The following is a 19,887-nucleotide window of genomic DNA, read 5'->3' as shown; positions in this document are numbered from 1 at the left end:
GAAGCACCGTTACCCCAATCTTAACGCGGTCTTCGAAGACTGAGCAGCGTTCCTCCTGACAACCTTGGGATTAATCCTCGACTTTACTTCAAGTGCCGTCAAGGGAAATCAGTCTCGTGCCCCCGCCACAGGCGCCACAGGCGCGCCCCCCTGCGCTGCACCGCAAGCAAAAAAGTTCTTCGAGTTTCACTTTTGAGCAAGCCGCCCTTCTCTCTTGGGCAAGTCGCGCATCGACGAAGGGGATAGGGAAGAGGAACCAAAAAAGCAGGCCGTTTCGGCGGAAGGCATAAAGCTCATCATTGGGAGGAAATCACTATGCGCAAGGTGCTATTCGCGACCTCACTCGGCGCCGTGGCGGCGTTCGGCGGAGGTGCTGCCAGTGCCAATGAAGAACTCAGCAAGATGGCGCAGAACCCGAAGGACTGGGTGATGCCGGCGGGGGACTATGCCAATACGCGCTACTCGAAGCTGAATCAAATTAACGCCTCGAACGTCGGAAAGTTGCAGGTCGCCTGGACATTTTCGACCGGCGTGCTGCGTGGCCATGAGGGCGGGCCGCTGATCATCGGCAACATGATGTACGTGCACACGCCCTTCCCGAACAAGGTCTATGCTCTTGACCTTTCGCAGGACAACAAGATCGTCTGGAAGTACGAGCCGAAGCAGGATCCGAACGTGATCCCGGTGATGTGCTGCGACACCGTGAATCGTGGCGTGGCCTATGGCGACGGCAAGATTTTCCTGCACCAGGCCGATACCTCGCTGGTCGCGCTCGACGCCAAGACCGGCAAGGTGGAGTGGACCGCGAAGAACGGCGATCCGGGCAAGGGCGAGACCGGCACATCCGCGCCGCTGGTCGTGAAGGACAAGGTGCTGGTCGGCATCTCCGGCGGCGAGTTCGGCGTGCAGTGCCACGTTACGGCCTATGACCTCAAGAGCGGCAAGCAGGTCTGGCGCGCCTACTCCGAAGGGCCTGATGACCAGATCAAGGTCGATCCCGAGAAGACCACCGATCTCGGCAAACCGATCGGCAAGGATTCGAGCCTCAAGACCTGGCAGGGCGACCAGTGGAAGGTCGGCGGCGGCTGCACCTGGGGCTGGATGTCCTACGATCCCTCGCTGAACCTCGTCTATTACGGTTCGGGCAATCCCTCGACCTGGAATCCGAAGCAGCGTCCGGGCGACAACAAGTGGTCGATGACCATCTTCGCGCGCAATCCGGACAACGGCATGGCCAAGTGGGTCTATCAGATGACGCCCCATGACGAATGGGACTATGACGGCGTCAACGAGATGATCCTGAGCGATCAGTCGATCAACGGCCAGGAACGCAAGCTGTTGACGCATTTCGACCGTAACGGCCTCGCCTACACCCTCGATCGCAACAACGGCGAACTGCTCGTCGCCGAGAAGTATGACCCGAAGGTCAACTGGACCACCGGCGTCGACATGAACAAGAGCTCGCCGACCTATGGCCGGCCGAAGGTCGTCGACCAATATTCGACCGACAAGCAGGGCGAGGATGTCAACGTGAAGGGCATCTGCCCAGCCGCGCTCGGCACCAAGGACGAGCAGCCGGCAGCCTACTCGCCGGAGACGCAACTGTTCTATGTGCCGACCAACCACGTCTGCATGGACTATGAACCGTTCAAGGTGAGCTACACCGCGGGCCAGCCCTATGTCGGCGCCACGCTCTCGATGTATCCGCCTCCCGGCGAGACCCACATGGGCAACTTCATCGCCTGGGACAACAAGACCGGAAAGATCGTCTGGTCGAACAAGGAGCAGTTCTCGGTCTGGTCAGGCGCGCTTGCGACCGCCGGCGGCGTGGTGTTCTACGGCACGCTCGAAGGCTATCTCAAGGCGGTCGATGCCAAGACCGGCAAGGAGCTCTACAAGTTCAAGACTCCGTCCGGCATCATCGGCAACGTCACGACGTATGACCAGGGCGGCAAGCAGTATGTGGCCGTGCTGTCCGGTGTCGGCGGCTGGGCGGGCATCGGCCTCGCTGCCGGCCTGACCGATCCGACTGCCGGTCTCGGCGCGGTCGGAGGCTATGCGGCGCTGAGCAACTATACCGCCCTCGGCGGAACGCTCACCGTGTTCTCCCTCCCGCAGTGAGCCGAACGTCGTTCCGGCGCGTGGACCATCCACGCGCCGGTTTTGCCTGTATCTGATCTTGAGGACATGCTCTTGCGAAAAAGCTGGTTTGTGGTTGCGGCGATGATCGTCGCCGTATCTGGAGGATTCGCCTTCGCCGACGACGCGGTCGATCCGGCCGCCGTGAAGGAAGAGAACGGCAAATACCTAGACAAGGAAGGTAACCCAACCTTCAAGGTCGCAGCCGACGGGACGGTAGATTGGTACACCTACTCCGGATATCGGCGGTATCATTCGGAATGCCATGTCTGCCATGGACCCGACGGGATGGGGTCGACCTATGCGCCGGGATTGGCCAGTTCGCTGAAGACCATGAGCTATGCCGACTTTATGGGTGTCGTCGCCAGCGGCCGCAAGAACGTCAATACCGCGCAGGAAAATGTCATGCCGGCGTTCGGTGACAATCCAAACGTCGCCTGCTACATGGACGACCTCTATGTCTACCTGCGCGCCCGCGCGAATGACGCGGTGGGGCGCGTGCGCCCTGCAAAGCACGAAGAGAAGTCGGATGCCTACAAGCAGGCGGAAAACGCCTGCATGGGCAAGAACTGAGACTGCGAAGCGCGGGCGACAACACGCTTTACGGAGAGATCAACATGAAGACACGCGCCGCCGTCGCATTCGAAGCCAAGAAGCCGCTGGAGATCGTCGAGCTCGACCTGGAAGGCCCGAAGGCCGGTGAAGTCCTGGTCGAGATCAAGGCGACCGGCATCTGTCATACCGACGCCTATACGCTTGATGGCCTCGACAGTGAGGGAATCTTCCCTTCCATCCTCGGCCATGAGGGCGCCGGCATCGTCCGCGAGGTCGGTGCGGGCGTGACCTCGGTGAAGGTAGGCGATCACGTGATCCCGCTCTACACGCCTGAATGCAGGCAGTGCAAAAGCTGCCTGAGCCAGAAGACCAACCTCTGCACCGCGATCCGCGCCACGCAAGGCAAGGGCGTGATGCCGGATGGCACCTCGCGCTTCAGCTACAAGGGCGAGACCATCTACCACTATATGGGCTGCTCGACCTTCTCGAACTACACGGTGCTGCCGGAGATCGCGGTGGCGAAGATCCGCGAGGACGCGCCGTTCGACAAGAGCTGCTATGTCGGCTGCGGCGTGACCACCGGCGTCGGCGCTGTGGTCAACACCGCCAAGGTCACGCCAGGCTCCAACGTCGTGGTGTTCGGCCTCGGCGGCATCGGGCTTAATGTGATCCAGGGCGCCAGGATGGTCGGCGCCGACAAGATCATCGGCGTCGACATCAACGACTCCAAGGAAGACTGGGGCCGCCGCTTCGGCATGACGCATTTCGTCAACCCGACCAAGGTCGGCGGCGATATCGTCCAGCATCTTGTCGGACTAACCGATGGCGGCGCCGACTACACGTTCGACTGCACCGGCAACACCAATGTGATGCGCCAGGCGCTGGAAGCCTGCCACCGCGGCTGGGGCGTCTCGGTGATCATCGGCGTTGCGGAAGCCGGCAAGGAGATCGCCACCCGGCCGTTCCAGCTCGTCACCGGACGGGTCTGGAAGGGCACGGCCTTCGGCGGCGCGCGCGGCCGCACCGATACGCCGAAAGTCGTCGATTGGTACATGAACGGAAAGATCCAGATCGATCCGATGATCACCCACGTGCTCAAGCTCGAGGAAATCAACAAGGGATTCGACTTGATGCACGAGGGCAAGTCGATCCGTTCGGTCGTCGTCTACTAGGGCGTGATCCGAAACCGGAGAGCCGCGTTGGCGGAAGCGGACCCGGCTCCCCGGAAGGGTCATGCTCCAGCAAAAGGTGGAACGGGATCACGATGTCCCGCTCCAGAATCAACGTGTCAAACACCAGGAGGATTGACCCATGACTGTTCATCTCCATCCGTCGATTGACAACGGCGTCAAGAAAGGCTCGGGCAACTTTGCCGGCGGCACGCTGGTCTGCAAGTGCACGGACCGGCCGGTGAAAGTCGCGATCAAGGGCGATGTCGCCCACAACCACGCCTGCGGCTGCACCAAATGCTGGAAGCCGGAAGGGGCGATGTTCTCGGTCGTCGCGGTGGTGCCGAGACAGAATCTGACGGTTCTGGAAAATGGCGACAAGCTGCAGATCGTCGACCCCGCGGCGGTGATCCAGCGCTATGCCTGCAAGGCTTGCGGCACGCATATGTACGGACGGATCGAGAACAAGGCGCATCCGTTCTACGGCCTCGACTTCGTCCATCCCGAACTCTTCGAGGAAAGCGGCTCGGCAGCGCCGGGATTTGCTGCGTTCGTCTCGTCCGTGATCGAGTCCGGCGCGAAGCCGGAGGACATGCCGGCGATCCGCGGTCGGCTCAAGGAATTGGGACTCGAGCCCTATGACTGCCTGTCGCCGGCACTGATGGATGCGATCGCGACCCACGTGGCGAAATCCAAGGCTGCCTGAAAATGCTGCCTGACAAGGCTGCCTGATTTACCCGCACTCCCGCCGGCGGTGCCTGCCACCGCCGGCGGCGCTGTTTGTGTTCGCACCGCAGCATTGTGAACCGCCGACGCCCACCCTTCATGTTCCCGTGAGCAGGTCGTTCGGCTTTTCCCGATCGGCGGCGGTACCTTTTTGCGGCCATGTTTGCAAAAATATCCTGACGATCTCCGATCACCGACGGTCGGCCCCGCTTTTGACAAACGGCAAATGCAGAACACCGGGCTGTGAAGTCACCGTCGCATCGGTTTCTGTTAGCGTTCGATTTTCCCGATGCGCGCGGGCGGCGCATTTCATTTGAACATGGCAAAGGAGCAGCCGGACACGGACTACCGGACCAATCGTGCAACGGGCTCCCCTTCAGCATCGCAAAAGGACCGGCCCGCGGCACGAGACCCAAGAGCGGTCGCGAGCGCAGGGAGAAATGTGTTCTCGCTCGTGGCCTGCAAACATCAACAGCTTAAGAAGAGCGAGGGACGATCATGGTCAAGTTGAAGATTAATGGTCAGGAACAGAATTGGGATGGCGATCCCGATCTTCCGCTACTCTGGTTCATCCGTGACGAAGTGGGGCTCACCGGCACCAAATTCGGTTGTGGTCAGGCGCTGTGCGGCTCCTGCACCGTGATCATGGACAAGCAGGCGGTGCGCGCCTGCATCACCTCGGTGTCGGACGCGGCCGGACGCGAGGTTACCACCATCGAGGGCCTGCACCCGACCGGCGATCATCCGGTGCAGAAAGCCTGGCGCCAGGTCAACGTGCCGCAATGCGGCTATTGCCAGGCCGGCCAGATCATGCAGGCCGCCGCGCTGCTGATGGACAATCCAAAACCGTCGCACGACCAGATCCGAGAATCGATGTCCGGCAATATCTGCCGCTGCGGCTGCTACCAGCGGATCGAGAACGCCGTCCATCTCGCATCGACGGGGGTGTGACATGAATATCCCCACCAATCCCAACAAGCTTCGCGGTTTCGAGAAGCACATCAAGATCGAGAACGTCTCGCGGCGCAGCATCCTGAAGACTCTAGGGCTGGCCGGCGGGTTCGTGCTCGCCGCACCGGTGATGATGCGGCCGAGCTTCGCCTACGAGACCGGCGCGGGGAAGATGCCGCACGGCGTCGTGGTCGACCCGCGCGTCTTCGTCTCGATCGCGCCTGACGGTATCGTCACGATCGTGGCGCATCGCTCCGAAATGGGGACCGGTGTGCGCACCAGCCTGCCCCTGATCGTGGCCGAGGAGTTGGAGGCCGACTGGTCGCGGGTCCGTATCCAGCAGGCGCATGGCGATGAGGTCAAGTTCGGCAACCAGGACACCGATGGCTCGCGCAGCACGCGCCACTATCTGATCCCGATGCGCCAGATCGGCGCCTCGGCCCGCAGCATGCTGGAGCAGGCCGCAGCGAAACGCTGGGGGGTGCCGGCCAGCGAGGTGAAGGCCGTCCACCATGAGGTGATCCACAGCGCGAGCGGGCGCAAGCTTGGCTTCGGCGAACTCGCGGCCGATGCCGCAAAGGAATCGGTACCGAGCATCGAAGGCCTGAAGCTGAAGAACCCCAAGGACTTCCGCTACCTCGGCAAGGGCGAGATCAGCATCGTCGACCTCCACGACATCACGACGGGCAAGGCCCATTATGGCGCCGACGTGCGGCTGCCCGGCATGAAATATGCCGTCATCGCACGCCCGCCGGTGACCGGCGGCAAGCTCGTCTCCTTCGACGGCACCGACGCGATGAAGGTCTCCGGCGTTGAGAAGGTGATGGAAGTGAAGGGCTGGCCGTGGCCGTCGAAATTCCAGCCGCTCGGCGGAGTGGCCGTGATCGCGCGCAACACCGGCGCGGCGATCAAGGGCTGCAACGCGCTGAAAGTGACCTGGGACGATGGCGCCAATGCCAAATACGACTCGGTCGCCTATCGCGCCGAACTCGAGGCGGCCGCGCGCAAGCCAGGCCTCGTCGTGCGCAAGGAAGGCGATGTCGAGTCGGCGTTGAAGAGCGCCGACAAGGTCATTGTCGGCGAGTACTACCTGCCCCATTTCGCCCATGCCAGCATGGAACCGCCGGTTGCGGTCGCCAGCGTCAAGGGCGACAAGGCGGAAGTCTGGGCGCCCGTGCAAAGCCCGGGCGGAACGCGCGAGGACGTCGCCAAGACGCTCGGCATCCCCGAGGAGAACGTGACCGTCAACGTCACGCTGCTCGGCGGCGGTTTCGGACGCAAGTCGAAATGCGACTTCGCGCTTGAGGCCGTGCTGCTCTCGAAAGAGCTCGGTGTGCCCGTGAAGGTGCAGTGGACACGCGAAGACGACGTGCGCCACGACTTCATCCACACGGTGTCCGTCGAGCGAATCGAGGCGGGCCTCGACAAGAACGGCAAGGTGATCGCCTGGCGGCATCGCAGCGTGGCTCCGTCCATCGCTTCGACTTTCGCCGCCGGGACCGTCCACCAGGCGCCGTTCGAGCTCGGCATGGGGCTGATCGACAATCCGTTCGAAATCGCCAACCTGCAGTGCGAGAATCCGGAAGCGGCCGCGCATACCCGCATCGGCTGGTTCCGTTCGGTGTCGAACATCCCGCGCGCCTTCGCGGTGCAGTCCATGGTCGCCGAGATCGCCCATGCCACTAACCGCGACCCGAAGGACATGCTGCTGCAGTTGATCGGCTCGCCGCGGATCGTCAACCTTTCCTCGGTGAAGGATCCCTGGAACTATGGCGAGCCCTATGACAGCTACCCGATCGACACCGCTCGGCTGCGCAAGGTGGTCGAACTGGTCGCCGACAAGGGCGGCTGGGGACGCTCGGTGCCGAAAGGCCATGGCCTTGGCATCGCGGTGCATAGGAGCTTCGTCAGCTACATTGCGACCATCGTCGAGGTGGCTGTCGACGACAAGGGCAAGCTGACGGTGCCGCGGGTCGACACCGCCATCGACTGCGGCACCTATGTCAACCCCGAGCGCATCCAGTCGCAGATCGAAGGCGCGGCGATCATGGGGCTGAGCCTCGCCAAATATGGCGAGATCACCTTCAAGGACGGCAAGGTGCAGCAGGGCAATTTCGACGATTACCCGGTGATCCGGATCGACGAATCTCCTGCGGTCACCAACGTCTACATCGTGCCGCCCGCCAGCCCAGATACGCCGCCCAGCGGCGTCGGCGAACCCGGCGTGCCGCCGTTCGCGCCGGCCCTGATCAACGCGATCTTCGCCGCGACCGGCAAACGCATCCGCGCGATGCCTATCGGCAAGCAACTGGAGGCGTGAGGCAGAACGCATCGATCAAGTAATCCCTAACGAAGAGCGGCGGACCTTTCGGTCCGCCGCTTTTTTGTCGGCCGTCTTGCGCGAGGCCGCTATTTCTTGACCGCGAACACCCAGACGACGCCGCCCTGGGGCACGTTGTTCTCCACGCCGACATTCTGGGTGACCAGGCCGTCCTGGATGCGTTGCGCATCGACGCCCCAACCCGACTGGATCGCGATATATTGCGTGCCGTCGATCTCATAAGGAGACCGGCATGCCCATGATGCCGGAATTGGTCTTCTGCTCCCACAACAGTTGGCCGCTCTTGGCATCGAAGGCGCGGAAGTTGCGATCGTTGGTGCCGCCGACAAAGACCAGATCGCCCGCGGTCGCGAGCACCGAACCGAACAGTTGCGACTTCGGGAAGTTGTGCGACCAGACCTTCTTGCCGGTGGCCGGATCCCAGGCCTGCAACTCGCCCATGTGAGTGGCGCCCGGGCGCACCGTCAGGCCGATATCCTCAGGCTTGGTGCCGAGCCAGAGCTGGCCGGGAACCAGCGGTGTTTTCTCGCCGGAGAAGCCGCCGCAGAAATTCTCGTTGGCGGGAACGTAGACGAGCTTGGTCTTCTGGCTATAGGCAGCCGACGGCCAATCCTTGCCGCCCCACAGCGACGGACAGAATTCGATCCGCTTGCCGAGCACCGGCTTGTGCTCGGGATCGACGATCGGCCTGCCGGTCTCCTTCTCGATGCCCTTCCAGACATTGGTGTACACGAACGGCCAGCCGGTGACGTAGTTGATCCGGTCAGGCTTGGCTTCCAGGATCCAGAAGATCGCATCGCGTCCGGGATGCATCAGCGCCTTGAACGGACGGCCTTCCCGTTCCAGGTTGACCAGGATCGGCGCCTCGACCTCGTCCCAGTCCCAGGAATCGTTCTGGTGATACTGGAAGTGCGTCTTGATCTTGCCGGTGTCCGGATCGAGCGCCAGCACCGAGCTGGTGTAGAGATTGTCGCCGGGATGCGCCGAGCCGGGCCATGGCGCGGCGTTGCCGACGCCCCAATAGACCGTCTTGGTTTCCTTGTCGTAATTGCCGGTCATCCAGGCCGATCCACCGCCGGTCTTCCAGTCGTCGCCACTCCATGTCTCGGCGCCGGGCTCGCCGGGCGCTGGAATGGTGAAGGTGCGCCACAGCTCCTTGCCGCTGTTGGCGTCATACGCAGCGACGTAGCCGCGCACGCCGAATTCGCCACCGGAACCGCCGACGATGACCTTGCCGTCGACGACCAGCGGCATCAGCGTCATGTACTGGCCCTTCTTGTAGTCCTGCACCTTCGTATCCCAGACCACCTTGCCGGTCTTGGCGTCGAGCGCGACCACATGGTCATCCGTCGTCGCAAGATAGAGCTTGTCCTGCCACAGGCCGACGCCGCGGCTGGTCGGATGCAACTGGAACAGGTCCTCGGGAAGCTGCCGCTTGTAGCGCCAATATTCGTCGCCGGTCTTGGCGTTGAGCGCGATCACCTGTCCCATCGGGGTCGCAACGAACATCACGCCGTTGTTGACGATCGGCGGCGCCTCGTGGCCTTCGATCACGCCGGTGGAGAAGGTCCATACCGGCGTCAGGTTCTTGACGTTCGAGGTGTTGATCTGCTCCAGCGGGCTATAGCCCTGCCCGTCATAGGTCCGCCGATACAGCATCCAGTTGCTCGGTTCCGGATTTTCCAGACGCTGCGACGTCACCGGGCTGTAATTCTCGATCGGACCGGCGACCGCGGCGGTTGAGACAAGGCACGCCAACGCCGCTGCACTCGATAAAAGCCATTGTTTCGTGGTCATTAGATGCTACCTCCCTGCTTTGTTCTTATCACAACTTTTAGTTGCATTTACCCAATTTGACCATGTTGCTTTGTCCTTTGCCTCAGGCACCTACCTTTCCTACGAACGCCGCAGACACGGTGAGCGAACCGTCAGTGAGAGCCAACGGAAGCGCCGCCAGGCGACGGGTCGCCGGCCCGAACACGACTTCCGCGCCGTGCCGCGGGTCATATTCGGAATTGTGGCAAAAGCATTTGAGGACCTTCTGATCGCCTTCGGCCGACTTCACCCATCCGGTGGTAGGACATCCGGCATGCGCGCAGATCACCGAATAGGCAACGATGCCGTCGGCCGAACGCGCGCGCGTGTCGTCATCGAGTTCATCGGGACTTAGCTTGATGACGAGAACTTCATTCAAACGCGAACCTTTGCGGACCACAGACGTTCCGGGATCCTTCGGCCAGGCGCGAACCGGCGGTCCGTCAAGCTTGAGGTCATCGGACTTGATGACTTCGCCGGCGCGTTCTCCTTCGGAGAGAACCAGCAGATCCCCCTTCTTCGGCCGATCGCTGCTGCCGGGTTGATCCTCTTGCGCCGCAGCAGGCCCGGTGGCCGCAACGCAGGCGCCAGAGGCGAGAACCTTCAGAAGCGAACGACGTGTTTGGTCTGGATGATGCATCTCGAGTTCCATCTTCGGTTGAGGTGTAACACCGAGCTTGAATTCAGACCCGGTGCAAATGAGCGCCGGAACTCTGCCGAAAAGAAGGCAATCAACGACTCCATCGAAGCGAGTCATTCTTCTCTTGCCGTTCGTTGTTGGCAACAGCCGCGATGCTCAAACTCTCATCACATCACGCGCGAGCGCCGCAGCGTCATGATGATTTTGCGGATCAGGTTGGACGCTGCTGAATTTGTGCGGCGCGCCAAGAAACGTGTGCGATGCGGATGCAGGCGACAGCGGCAACAGTAGTAGCCCGCTAACACATCTTCGCTCACGTGCGCGATGCAGTTCGCGTGATGCGAGCGAAAAGGCAAAGGCGGATGTCACGGCGTCGTCCCGTCGAAAGACGGGACCTATAACCACTGGGAGTTGTTGTGGCGCGAGCAAGCGGTTGCAGCAGAGCACATCACTGAACCCTGTGGTTATGGGTCCCGGGTCCCGGCTACGCCAAGGGGCTTCGCCGCGGCGCGCAAGCCCGGGACGACGTGGGGGAAAGATCGCGATTCAAATTTCAAACAGCGGACGGGATGTGAGTTCGCGTTCTCGCGGCATGGATGGCCCGAGGTTTGCGCTCGTCTCGCCCTCTCATTGAATAGAGGGCGCAGGGAAAGCCGGGTGCCGGTTGCACCCATGGGCCCCGTGCAACAAAAAAGCACGGGGGTAGGACCACAGGTCAACCGGACCCATCAGGGGCTTCGACTACCACTACGGCTTCATCTATGATCTTCTTTTTCGTGGATCAGCTACGGGAGGCAAGAAATGACGCGATCAATCGCCTTGTTGGCGTCGCTCATTATTGGGTTCTTGGCTGGATGCAATGGAAGCGCGAGTGCCGTAACTTACTGCCAATACGTTGGCTATCCCGCCAATTGTGTCGTTCGGCCCGGCGTCATCGTCGCGCCAAGTCGTGACGCTCGCAGAATGCCCCCATCAATTGATGCCCGCCCGAGCGGCCTTATAGGGCAGGACTTATTCGATAGGAATAACCCGAACAACCTGCGATCGGATTGGCCCAGTCCACCCGCTCAACCGGCCCAGTTCTGAAAATAGCGCCGCGGTGTGGCCTCAGGCTCTCAAAGCAAGCTGCTTCGACGAGAGACTTATCAAGTTTCGCGATGGTGCCACGGTGATGCACTTTTAGCAGCCAACCATGCTTGCGACTGGGTTTCCACCTGCCACCTATGACGCACGGTTGAGAAAGATCGGCAGCCCGCGCTTGTTGGCGTAGATGGGACGATAGCGCTCCGTGTTGTACGTGCTGGCGACGTCCAGCTTGCGCGGACCGAGCTTGGCGTCGGGGATGGGCACCAGGTCGTAGCGCCCCTCCACCAGCGCCGACATGAGGCCGGACTTGCCTTCCAGAATGGCATCGTAGGCCATGTTACCGAAAGTCAGCGCCACAAGCTTGTCCATGAAGTCCGGATCGCCCGATCGCAGGTCGTAGGTAAGGTCGGAAGTGATCGTCTCCTCGCCGACACGCCGCTTGATCTCGTCGGCAAGCGATTCGGCCACGCTCGCCTTCTTGCGATGGCCGTAGGCGTCAGGCTCGCCGTATTCCTGCACCTGATAGCCCTGCCAAGCGGCGCCCTCGCTGAGGACGACCAGCGCATAGTTGCTTGGGTTGGCGCGCTTCTCCTCAAGGAGCAACTGGATCAGCTTGTCGAGATCGACCTTGTACTCCGGTATCACGCACCGTATCGAAGTGGCGTACGCGGTGAAGAGCGCCGTAAATCCGGCATCGCGGCCAAAGACACGGAAAATGCCGATTCGCTCGTGCGAGCCGACCGTGGTGCGCTGCCGCTGGATGGCGTCGCTGGCGCGGGTGATCGCGGTCGAGAAGCCGATGCAGTACTCGGTGTTGCGAACGTCGTTGTCCATCGTCTTCGGGATCGCGATGATCTTGACGCCGAGGTCATTGAGCCTGGCCGCGTAACTGAGCGTGTCGTCGCCGCCGATGGCAATCAGGTGTTCGATGCCGAGCCCCGCGAGGTTCGCCAGCACGTGGCTAGTGAGGTCCCACGTCCTGGTTGCTGTGCCGTCCTTGCTGTTCAGGGAGACCGGAAGGTCCTCGCCGAGGAGATGATCAGGCAGCTTTTTCATCTTGGACGGATTGGTGCGACTTGAGTGCAGCACCGTGCCGCCACGCCGGTCGATGATGCGCGTGTTTTCACGGTTCAGCGGGATGATGTAGTGGGACCTGCTGGAGAGGTCGTCGAGGTTCACGTGCGTGAGAGCTTCCCAACCGCGGCGGAGACCGACGACCTCGATGTCGTCCTCACTGCCGCGATATGTCACGCTTTTGATGACTGCGTTGAGACCGGGAACGTCGCCACCACCCGTGAGAATGCCGATGCGTTTTTTTGCCATACCACCTCCCTGGGATTGGCACGTCGCAGCGTCTGCATCTGTCGATCAAATGCAGGGGCGAAGCAACTCCGGCTTCTGATTGCAGACGGTCACTACTCGGCCGCTTTCGGCTTGCACTCCTCACGCAGCCGAAAACGCTGCAGCAGCGCGGACACGGTGTCGCGGAAGCCGCCGTACTCCAGCTCGGAATAGGGCAGCATCGCGGCACCAGACCAACCCTGGCTGCGCATATCGATCGCCTTGCTCTGAGCGCGGCGGCGGACCTCGTCCCACGCCGGGTTGTCGAAGAAATCGGTATAGGACTCCGAGAACCGGCCGTCTCTGTCGATCGAAAAGCCGACGCAAGAAACGATCGGCAGACAGTACATGCCTGTCACCGGTGTGTTAAGTGGCACGGGCATGAGCGGCATCACGTGCGAGCCGCGCGCATCGCCGCCGACGAAGTGTGCCTTGGCGAACGGCGAGACGATTTCTTCTGGCGCCGGGAAAATCCCCTGGTTCCTGACGATCGCGACCGGATCATCCTTGCCGGTGTATTTGCCTGCGATCGAGTGAAGGCGCTGCGCCGAAATAGCGACGGCGACCTCGCCATGTGTTCGAGAAACGATGCGATCAATGCCGAAGCGCTCGTTGTCGCGGAGCAGCGCGGCAATGTGGTAGCCGTCCGCGGGTGCGTCGAGCTCGATCACGCTGTCGCCAGCCGTATTGTCCATGTCGATGATATGGAAACGGAATCCCTTGATCATCGGGGGCAGCATCAGCCCGGCGCAATACATGGGATCGGCAAAGGCGAGATAGAGCGGCAGGTTGTAGGCGCCCGGACCGCATTTGTCGGCGGCGAACACCATGAAGGACTCCGCGGGCCTCACGCCCGAAAGACTGTGTTCGAAGCTGAGCTCGGCGACGGCCGGGCCGGCGCCGCGGACGTTTCCGGAAGGCGCGTCGACAAGAAGATCCTGGCCGGCGCCATAGAGCCCGGAGATTTTCGCGACTGAAGTGGCCGCGAGAAACGTCTTCCAGGCGAACTGATGGACCTCGGAGCTGCCTTCGCCCCGCGTGTGGGTCATGACGATCGCGATGTCGTCGCCGGTGTGGCAGATGAAACCGTCGATCAGCAGGCCATTGCAGATCGCCTTCGCGACCTCGCCCTCGACAGTTGCCATCATGCGTGAAGACGGTTTCGTATGCCCGCCAACGGAGCCAACGTCAGCTTTGATGACTGAAAGAGTGACTCTCATGAGCATTTCTCCCACGCGCGCAGCTCAGCGCCTCGGCGCTTGCTGCGCCGGGCCCGGCGCTGCTCATTTGTGGACAAGAAACGTCCGTCGCTCCGATAGGTTCCACGCATCCCGTTCATCCGGTTGCCAGGATTTCATCCTGGTTGTCGGGATCATGTGGAGTTTTCTCTCAGGATCATGCGTCACCATTTGCTGCGCTGCACGAGTCCGCTACTGGCGCTCACCGCCCTTGATTTACGTCAATATCAAGCTGTCCGGAGCCCATTTCCATGCGCCCAATGTGTGCTTTGGCCCATGGCAGACACCCAGGGGAGGATCAGTCATGAAAATGTCGGCACTGTTGTTCTCCGCTATTACGTTGACCGTGCTCACGATTGCGCCCTCAATGGCGCAGCAGACGACTGGCGCCGTGGGTTCGCCCAGCGCCACGACCACGATCGACGGCAAGCAACTTCCGCCGCCCGACCCGAAGTTCGGTGGCGTGATCAAGGACGACGCGCTGCAATCGAAGCCGTGGTGGGCGCCGCGCATTGTCCCGCCGCACGGCGCGCCGAACGTATTGCTGATCATCACGGATGACGCCGGCTTCGGCGTGCCGAGCACCTTCGGCGGTGTCATCCCGACCCCGACGATGGACCGCATTGCCAATGAGGGCCTGCGCTACAATCGCGTCTTCTCCACCGCGCTGTGCTCGCCGACCCGCGCCGCGCTGATCACCGGGCGCAATCACCATTCGGCCGGCTTCGGCGTGATCTCGGAGCAGTCGACCGGCTTCCCGGGCTATAACAGCATCATCAACAAGGACAAGGCGACGATCGGCCGAATCCTGCTCGACAACGGCTACGCGACGTCATGGTTCGGCAAGGACCATAACACGCCGGCCTTCGCCGCGAGCCAGGTCGGCCCGTTCGACCAGTGGCCGACCGGGATGGGCTTCGAGTACTTCTACGGCTTCGTCGGCGGCGACGCGAACCAGTGGGAGCCCAATCTCTTCCGCAATACGACGCAGATCTATCCGTTCCTGGGCAAGCCGCCGGGCACCTGGAACCTCATCACCGCCATGGCTGACGACGCCATCGACTGGATGACGCGGATGCACCAGACCGATCCGTCGAAGCCGATCTTCATCAAATACGCGCCTGGCGCCACGCATGCGCCTCATCACCCGACCAAGGAGTGGGTGGACAAGATCAGCGCGATGCACCTGTTCGACGACGGTTACAACAAGCTGCGTGAGCGCATCTTCGAGAACCAGAAGCGACTTGGCGTGATCCCGACGGACACGAAGCTGACACCGTGGCCCAACGAGGTGCTGAAGCCGTGGGACCAGCTCAGCGCGGAGGAGAAGAAACTATTCATCAGGCAGGTCGAGGTCTTTGCCGCCTACGCCGCCTACAGCGACCACGAGATCGGCCGCGTGATTCAGGCGTTCGAGGACCTGGGCAAGCTCGACAACACGCTGATCATCTACATCAACGGCGACAACGGCACCAGCGCGGAAGGCGGGCCGCTGGGTACGCCGAACGAGGTCGCGTTCTTCAACGGCATCAGTGTGCCCGTCGACGTGCAGATGAAGTTCTACGACGTCTGGGGCACCGAGCAGACGTACAACCACATGTCGGCGGGTTGGTCATGGGCGTTCGACACGCCGTTCGACTGGTTCAAGCAGAACGCATCGAGGCTCGGCGGCACCAACCAGAACATGGTGGTGTCGTGGCCGGCCCGCATCAAGGAAAAAGGCGCATTGCGCGAGCAGTTCGTGCACATCATCGACGTCGTGCCGACGATCCTCGAGGCCGCCGGCATTCAGGCCCCGGACTATGTGGATGGCATCAAGCAGGCGCCGATCGAGGGCACGAGTTTCGCCTATACGTTCGATGGGCCGAACGCCAAGGTGCCGTCGCGCCACCAGACGCAGTACTTCGAGATGATGGGCCAGTGGGCGCTCTACCACGACGGCTGGATAATGAGCACCAAAGTCAACCGCGCGCCCTGGCAGGCGTACGGCCCGGCCAACCCGGATCCGTTGAACAACCAGGTCCTGCAGCTCTATGACCTGAGCAAGGACTTCAGCCAGTCCGACGACATCGCGGCCACGAACCCGCAGAAGGTCAAGGAGATGAAGGAGATGTTCATCGCCGAGGCCAGGAAGCACCAGGTCTTCCCGCTGGACGCATCGGTCGCGGCGCGCATCATCGCACCGCGCCCGAACATCACCGCCGGCCGCAAGGAGTTCGTGTACACGCGGCCGATGACGGGATTGCCGCAGGGAGATTCGCCGCTGCTGCTCAACACGTCCTACACGATCACCGCCGACATCGACGTGCCGCAGGGCGGCGCCGAGGGCACGATGCTGACCTCTGGCGGGCGCTTCGCCGGCTACGGCTTCTACCTGCTGCAGGGCAAGCCCGTGTTCCTGTGGAACCTGGTCGACCTGGAACGCATCAAGTGGGAAGGGCCGGATGCGCTGTCGCCGGGCCGGCATACGGTCGAGTTCGACTTCAAGTATGATGGCGTCGGCATCGGCACACTCGCGTACAACAACTTCAGCGGTCTTGCACAGTCGGGCACCGGCACGCTGAAGGTCGATGGCAAGGAGGTCGCGACGAAGCGGATGGCGAAGACGTTGCCGATGATTCTGCAGTGGGACGAGAGCTTCGACATCGGATCCGACACGCTCACCGGCGTGAACGATGCCGACTACAAGCCGCCGTTCCCGCTGACGGCCAAGCTCAACAAGCTGACGATCAAGGTCGACCGCCCCCAACTCTCGCCCGCAGACATCAAGACCCTGCAGGCGGCGATGCGAGAGAAGGCCAAGGCCGATTGATGGACATGCAGGCCGCGCTCTCTCGGGGCGCGCCTGCACCACCTGCGCCTGCGGCCCGATGGATTTCGGGCTCGCGACTTCGTCACGCCCCGGAATGACGGAGAAAGTGGTGACTTGGTCGCGCTCCCGAACGACGGGAGGGGCGCCTAAACAAAATCGATGTGCTTGTTCAGCGGCAACTCGCGGATGCGCTTGCCGGTGGTGGCGAAGATGGCGTTGGCAAGTGCTGGCGCGGCGGGAGGAACCGGGGGCTCGCCGATGCCGCGGATCGGGCTGCCGTTGTCGACGGCGCGCACTTCGATCGCCGGCGCCTGATTGAGACGCAAGCCTTGATAGGCGTGGAAGTTGGTCTGCTCGGCAACGCCGTCCTTGAAGGTCAGTTCGCAATTGACGGCGTGGCCCAAACCCCAGATCACGGCGCCCTGAACCTGGTTCTCGAAATTCAGGGGATCGAGCACCTTGCCGACATCGGCGGCGACGAACACCTTGTCGATCCTGATGCCGCGCGGCGTGTTCGAGACCTCCACGACCTCGGCCACCGGCACGCCGAATGACAGCGTGAACGCGATGCCGCGGCCGCGATCCTTGCCGGGATCGCTGCCCCATTTCGACATCTCGCCGACAGTTTCCAGCACCTTGCGCGACGGCTCGTGCCAGCACAGCCGGATCAATTCCTGCAGCGGATCGGCGCCCGCCGCGTGGATCAACTCATCGAGGAAGCCATCGTGCAGGAAACCGTTTGCCGACGCGCCGACCGAGCGCCAGGAGCTCACCGGCACCAGTTCCGGCACGCGATAGCCGGTGACGCGATAGTGTGGAATCCGGAACGGCTGATCCCAGGCGCCCGCCACGATCGCGATATCCGGCCCGAAGGTCGGCATATGCAGCCGGCCGATCTGCGAGGCTGTCACCGAAGGACAGGCGACCTTCAGGTCATAGGCTTCGACCTTCCCATCCCTCACCGCGCCGCGCATGCGCGCCATGCCGAGCGGACGCGGGAAGTCGTGGGTCATGTCCTCTTCGCGCGTCCAGGTCATCTTGATCGGATGCCCGGGATGCGCCTTTGCGAGCTCAACCGCCTGACGGACATAGTCATCCTCGAGGCGCCGGCCGAAGCTGCCGCCTGACATCAGCGAATGGAGGTGGACGTTCTCCGGCTTAAACCCGCTGACCTCGGCCGCCGTCGCCACCACGAACAGCGGAATCTGCGTGGCAGTCCAGATATCGAGCCGTCCGTCCTTGAGCTGGACCACGGCGTTCATCGGCTCGAGCGGCGCATGCGCGAGATACGGCACCTTGTATTCGGCCTCGATCACGCCAGCGCCCTGCAGCGCCGTCTCGATATCGCCCTCATCCTTGAGGCGACTATCCTGCCGCTCGCCAGTGAAGGAGGCCGCCACCGTTTCGAACATCGCCGCACTGGATGGCGGATAAGGCGCCGGGCCCCAATCGCATTTGATCAGCTCCGCCGCCTTGAAGGCGCGCCAGGTGTTGTCGGCGATCACGCCGACCCCGCCGGTGATCGGCACGACGGCGATGACACCCCGCGCCTTTTCTGCAGCGCTCGCCTCGTATCCCTTGATGCCGCCGCCGGTGGCGGGATTGGCGCGGACCGTCGCATAGACCATGCCGGGCATTCTGATATCGATGCCGAAGGTCGCAGTGCCCGTGGACTTTGCGAGGATGTCGATGCGCTGCATCGGCTTGCCGAGATAGCGCCATTCCGTCTCCGGCTTGAGCCGCACCTTTTGCGGCGGTTCGATCTTGGCGGCATCCGTCGCCAGCGACGCGTAGCTCAGCGCCTCGCCGCGTGGCGTGATCACGTTGCCGTCCCTGGTCTTCAACTGATGCTTTGGAATTCCGGTCCGCCTCGCCGCAGCCTGCAACAGGACTTCGCGGGCCGCCGCGCCGGCAATGCGCATCTTCTCATAGGCATCGGCGACCGAGGACGATCCGCCGGTGATCTGCAGCCCCAAAAACTTGCTCACCGCATCGCCCACGACGCGCGCCGAGCGCGCCTTGAAGCTGGTATCGGTTGCCGGAACGGGAAGGCCTTCGGCGGCCGCGATGCCATTATAGTAAGCGCTGCTCGGCGGCCCGAAATCGATCCTGATGTCATTCCAGGCGATATCGAGCTCCTCGGCCACCAGCGCCGCAAGCATCGAGGCGACACCCTGTCCGAGATCGGCGCGCGGCGTGATGATGGTGACGCCGGTCTGGTCGATGCGCACGTAAGGCGTCAGCGCCGCCTGCCCATCGCCGAGGTCCTTCAACAGCGGATTGATCGGCTCGCGCTTATAGGCATAGACGCCGAACGCGACGCCACCTGCGATCGCAGCCGCGCCGATCAGGAAGGTGCGCCGCGCGATGGTGCCGAGCTTGCTCATGTCGGGCGGCCCTTGAGCTCACGCGCCGCAGCCCTGATCGCGGCGCGGATGCGCGGATAGGTGCCGCAGCGGCACAGGTTGCCGGACATCGCCTCATCGATATCGTCTTCGCTCGGATTGCCGTTGGCGCCGAGCAGCGCGGCGGCCGACATGATCTGGCCGGACTGGCAATAGCCGCATTGCGCGACCTGGTGCTCGACCCAGGCCCGCTGCACCGCGTGCAGCGCCGTCGGCGTGCCCAATCCTTCGATCGTGGTGACATCGGCTTTGACATCGCCGACCGGCACCGAGCAGGAACGCACCGGCTCGCCACCGACATGCACCGTGCAGGCGCCACACGAGGCGATGCCGCAGCCATATTTGGGACCGGTGACGCCGAGCACGTCGCGCAAGACCCACAGCAGGGGCATCTCGTCTTCGACGTCAACCTCATGCGTCCTGCCGTTGACGATGAGCCGCATGCGACCTCCAGAACCTGTGCGATGGCGATTCCGGATCGCGCACGCACATTTTCTTCTCTGCCATTCTCTTCTCTCTGCCGATCACGTCAGAGTAGCGGCAGCCTACGACAAAGGCTTGGCCCTGTCATAGCGGTTCGCGGGGAGTTCACACACGCGTGTGGGCGTCGCGCGGCATCACGCCGCATGCTGGAGTGGCGAGTTCATTTCACCTCTCCCGCTTGCGGGG

General features: G+C 62.5%; 12 protein-coding genes and 1 pseudogene. 7 read left to right on the top strand and 6 right to left on the bottom strand.

From position 1 onward, the window contains the following. The first annotated feature begins 315 nt into the window (after positions 1–315). The 6 genes from xoxF5 to ACVJGD_RS36010 all read left to right on the top strand — a co-directional run bounded on the left by xoxF5 (position 316) and on the right by ACVJGD_RS36010 (position 7,860). Positions 316–2,121: a lanthanide-dependent methanol dehydrogenase XoxF5 gene (xoxF5, locus tag ACVJGD_RS36035; RefSeq protein WP_456638654.1), complete on the top strand. Its 1,806-nt coding sequence runs from the start codon at positions 316–318 to the stop codon at positions 2,119–2,121. A gap of 102 nt (positions 2,122–2,223) precedes the next feature. Next, the gene (locus ACVJGD_RS36030; RefSeq protein WP_456638653.1) at positions 2,224–2,712 is read left to right on the top strand and encodes a c-type cytochrome, methanol metabolism-related; all 489 of its coding nucleotides are present in this window, start codon (positions 2,224–2,226) and stop codon (positions 2,710–2,712) included. A gap of 44 nt (positions 2,713–2,756) precedes the next feature. Beyond that, positions 2,757–3,866 (top strand): S-(hydroxymethyl)glutathione dehydrogenase/class III alcohol dehydrogenase, encoded by a 1,110-nt coding sequence (locus ACVJGD_RS36025; protein WP_456638652.1) that lies wholly within the window; start codon positions 2,757–2,759, stop codon positions 3,864–3,866. Positions 3,867–4,005: 139 nt separating this feature from the next. Beyond that, positions 4,006–4,569 (top strand): S-(hydroxymethyl)glutathione synthase, encoded by a 564-nt coding sequence (gene gfa, locus ACVJGD_RS36020; RefSeq protein ID WP_456638651.1) that lies wholly within the window; start codon positions 4,006–4,008, stop codon positions 4,567–4,569. A gap of 518 nt (positions 4,570–5,087) precedes the next feature. Further along, complete coding sequence (locus ACVJGD_RS36015) at positions 5,088–5,540, top strand: (2Fe-2S)-binding protein (RefSeq protein WP_456638650.1); 453 nt, start codon at positions 5,088–5,090, stop codon at positions 5,538–5,540. Position 5,541: 1 nt separating this feature from the next. Next, positions 5,542–7,860: a molybdopterin cofactor-binding domain-containing protein gene (locus ACVJGD_RS36010; RefSeq protein WP_456638649.1), complete on the top strand. Its 2,319-nt coding sequence runs from the start codon at positions 5,542–5,544 to the stop codon at positions 7,858–7,860. Positions 7,861–7,949: 89 nt separating this feature from the next. Here the strand turns inward: ACVJGD_RS36010 and ACVJGD_RS36005 are convergent. From ACVJGD_RS36005 to ACVJGD_RS35990, 4 genes and pseudogenes are all read right to left on the bottom strand, one after another. Then, a pseudogene (locus ACVJGD_RS36005) lies at positions 7,950–9,678 on the bottom strand (methanol/ethanol family PQQ-dependent dehydrogenase). A gap of 82 nt (positions 9,679–9,760) precedes the next feature. Then, positions 9,761–10,336: a QcrA and Rieske domain-containing protein gene (locus ACVJGD_RS36000; protein WP_456638648.1), complete on the bottom strand. Its 576-nt coding sequence runs from the start codon at positions 10,334–10,336 to the stop codon at positions 9,761–9,763. A 1,221-nt stretch (positions 10,337–11,557) separates the two neighbouring features. After that, positions 11,558–12,745: a 6-phosphofructokinase gene (locus tag ACVJGD_RS35995; RefSeq protein ID WP_456638647.1), complete on the bottom strand. Its 1,188-nt coding sequence runs from the start codon at positions 12,743–12,745 to the stop codon at positions 11,558–11,560. Between the two features lie 92 nt (positions 12,746–12,837). Next, the gene (locus ACVJGD_RS35990; protein ID WP_456638646.1) at positions 12,838–13,983 is read right to left on the bottom strand and encodes a fructose 1,6-bisphosphatase; all 1,146 of its coding nucleotides are present in this window, start codon (positions 13,981–13,983) and stop codon (positions 12,838–12,840) included. Positions 13,984–14,305: 322 nt separating this feature from the next. On the opposite strand from ACVJGD_RS35990, the gene ACVJGD_RS35985 reads away from it, so the two are divergent. Beyond that, positions 14,306–16,813 (top strand): arylsulfatase, encoded by a 2,508-nt coding sequence (locus ACVJGD_RS35985; protein ID WP_456638645.1) that lies wholly within the window; start codon positions 14,306–14,308, stop codon positions 16,811–16,813. A 146-nt stretch (positions 16,814–16,959) separates the two neighbouring features. On the opposite strand, the gene ACVJGD_RS35980 is transcribed toward ACVJGD_RS35985, so the two are convergent. Then, on the bottom strand, positions 16,960–19,200 hold the full coding sequence (locus ACVJGD_RS35980) for a molybdopterin cofactor-binding domain-containing protein (protein ID WP_456638644.1): 2,241 nt from the start codon (positions 19,198–19,200) through the stop codon (positions 16,960–16,962). Beyond that, on the bottom strand, positions 19,197–19,661 hold the full coding sequence (locus ACVJGD_RS35975) for a (2Fe-2S)-binding protein (RefSeq protein ID WP_456638643.1): 465 nt from the start codon (positions 19,659–19,661) through the stop codon (positions 19,197–19,199). Before ACVJGD_RS35975 ends, ACVJGD_RS35980 begins: the two co-directional genes overlap by 4 nt. Between the last annotated feature and the right edge of the window lie 226 nt (positions 19,662–19,887).

The sequence above is a fragment of the Bradyrhizobium sp. USDA 10063 genome, from assembly GCF_054063735.1.
This window is presented reverse-complemented; position numbering and strand designations above follow the sequence as displayed.

Excerpts from the sequence above, each read along its gene's own strand:
- xoxF5 (WP_456638654.1), top strand. The coding sequence starts at position 316 with ATGCGCAAGGTGCTATTCGCGACCTCACTCGGCGCCGTGGCGGCGTTC.
- ACVJGD_RS36030 (WP_456638653.1), top strand. The coding sequence starts at position 2,224 with ATGATCGTCGCCGTATCTGGAGGATTCGCCTTCGCCGACGACGCGGTC.
- ACVJGD_RS36025 (WP_456638652.1), top strand. The coding sequence starts at position 2,757 with ATGAAGACACGCGCCGCCGTCGCATTCGAAGCCAAGAAGCCGCTGGAG.
- gfa (WP_456638651.1), top strand. The coding sequence starts at position 4,006 with ATGACTGTTCATCTCCATCCGTCGATTGACAACGGCGTCAAGAAAGGC.
- ACVJGD_RS36015 (WP_456638650.1), top strand. The coding sequence starts at position 5,088 with ATGGTCAAGTTGAAGATTAATGGTCAGGAACAGAATTGGGATGGCGAT.
- ACVJGD_RS36010 (WP_456638649.1), top strand. The coding sequence starts at position 5,542 with ATGAATATCCCCACCAATCCCAACAAGCTTCGCGGTTTCGAGAAGCAC.
- ACVJGD_RS36000 (WP_456638648.1), bottom strand. The coding sequence starts at position 10,336 with ATGCATCATCCAGACCAAACACGTCGTTCGCTTCTGAAGGTTCTCGCC.
- ACVJGD_RS35995 (WP_456638647.1), bottom strand. The coding sequence starts at position 12,745 with ATGGCAAAAAAACGCATCGGCATTCTCACGGGTGGTGGCGACGTTCCC.
- ACVJGD_RS35990 (WP_456638646.1), bottom strand. The coding sequence starts at position 13,983 with ATGAGAGTCACTCTTTCAGTCATCAAAGCTGACGTTGGCTCCGTTGGC.
- ACVJGD_RS35985 (WP_456638645.1), top strand. The coding sequence starts at position 14,306 with ATGAAAATGTCGGCACTGTTGTTCTCCGCTATTACGTTGACCGTGCTC.
- ACVJGD_RS35980 (WP_456638644.1), bottom strand. The coding sequence starts at position 19,200 with ATGAGCAAGCTCGGCACCATCGCGCGGCGCACCTTCCTGATCGGCGCG.
- ACVJGD_RS35975 (WP_456638643.1), bottom strand. The coding sequence starts at position 19,661 with ATGCGGCTCATCGTCAACGGCAGGACGCATGAGGTTGACGTCGAAGAC.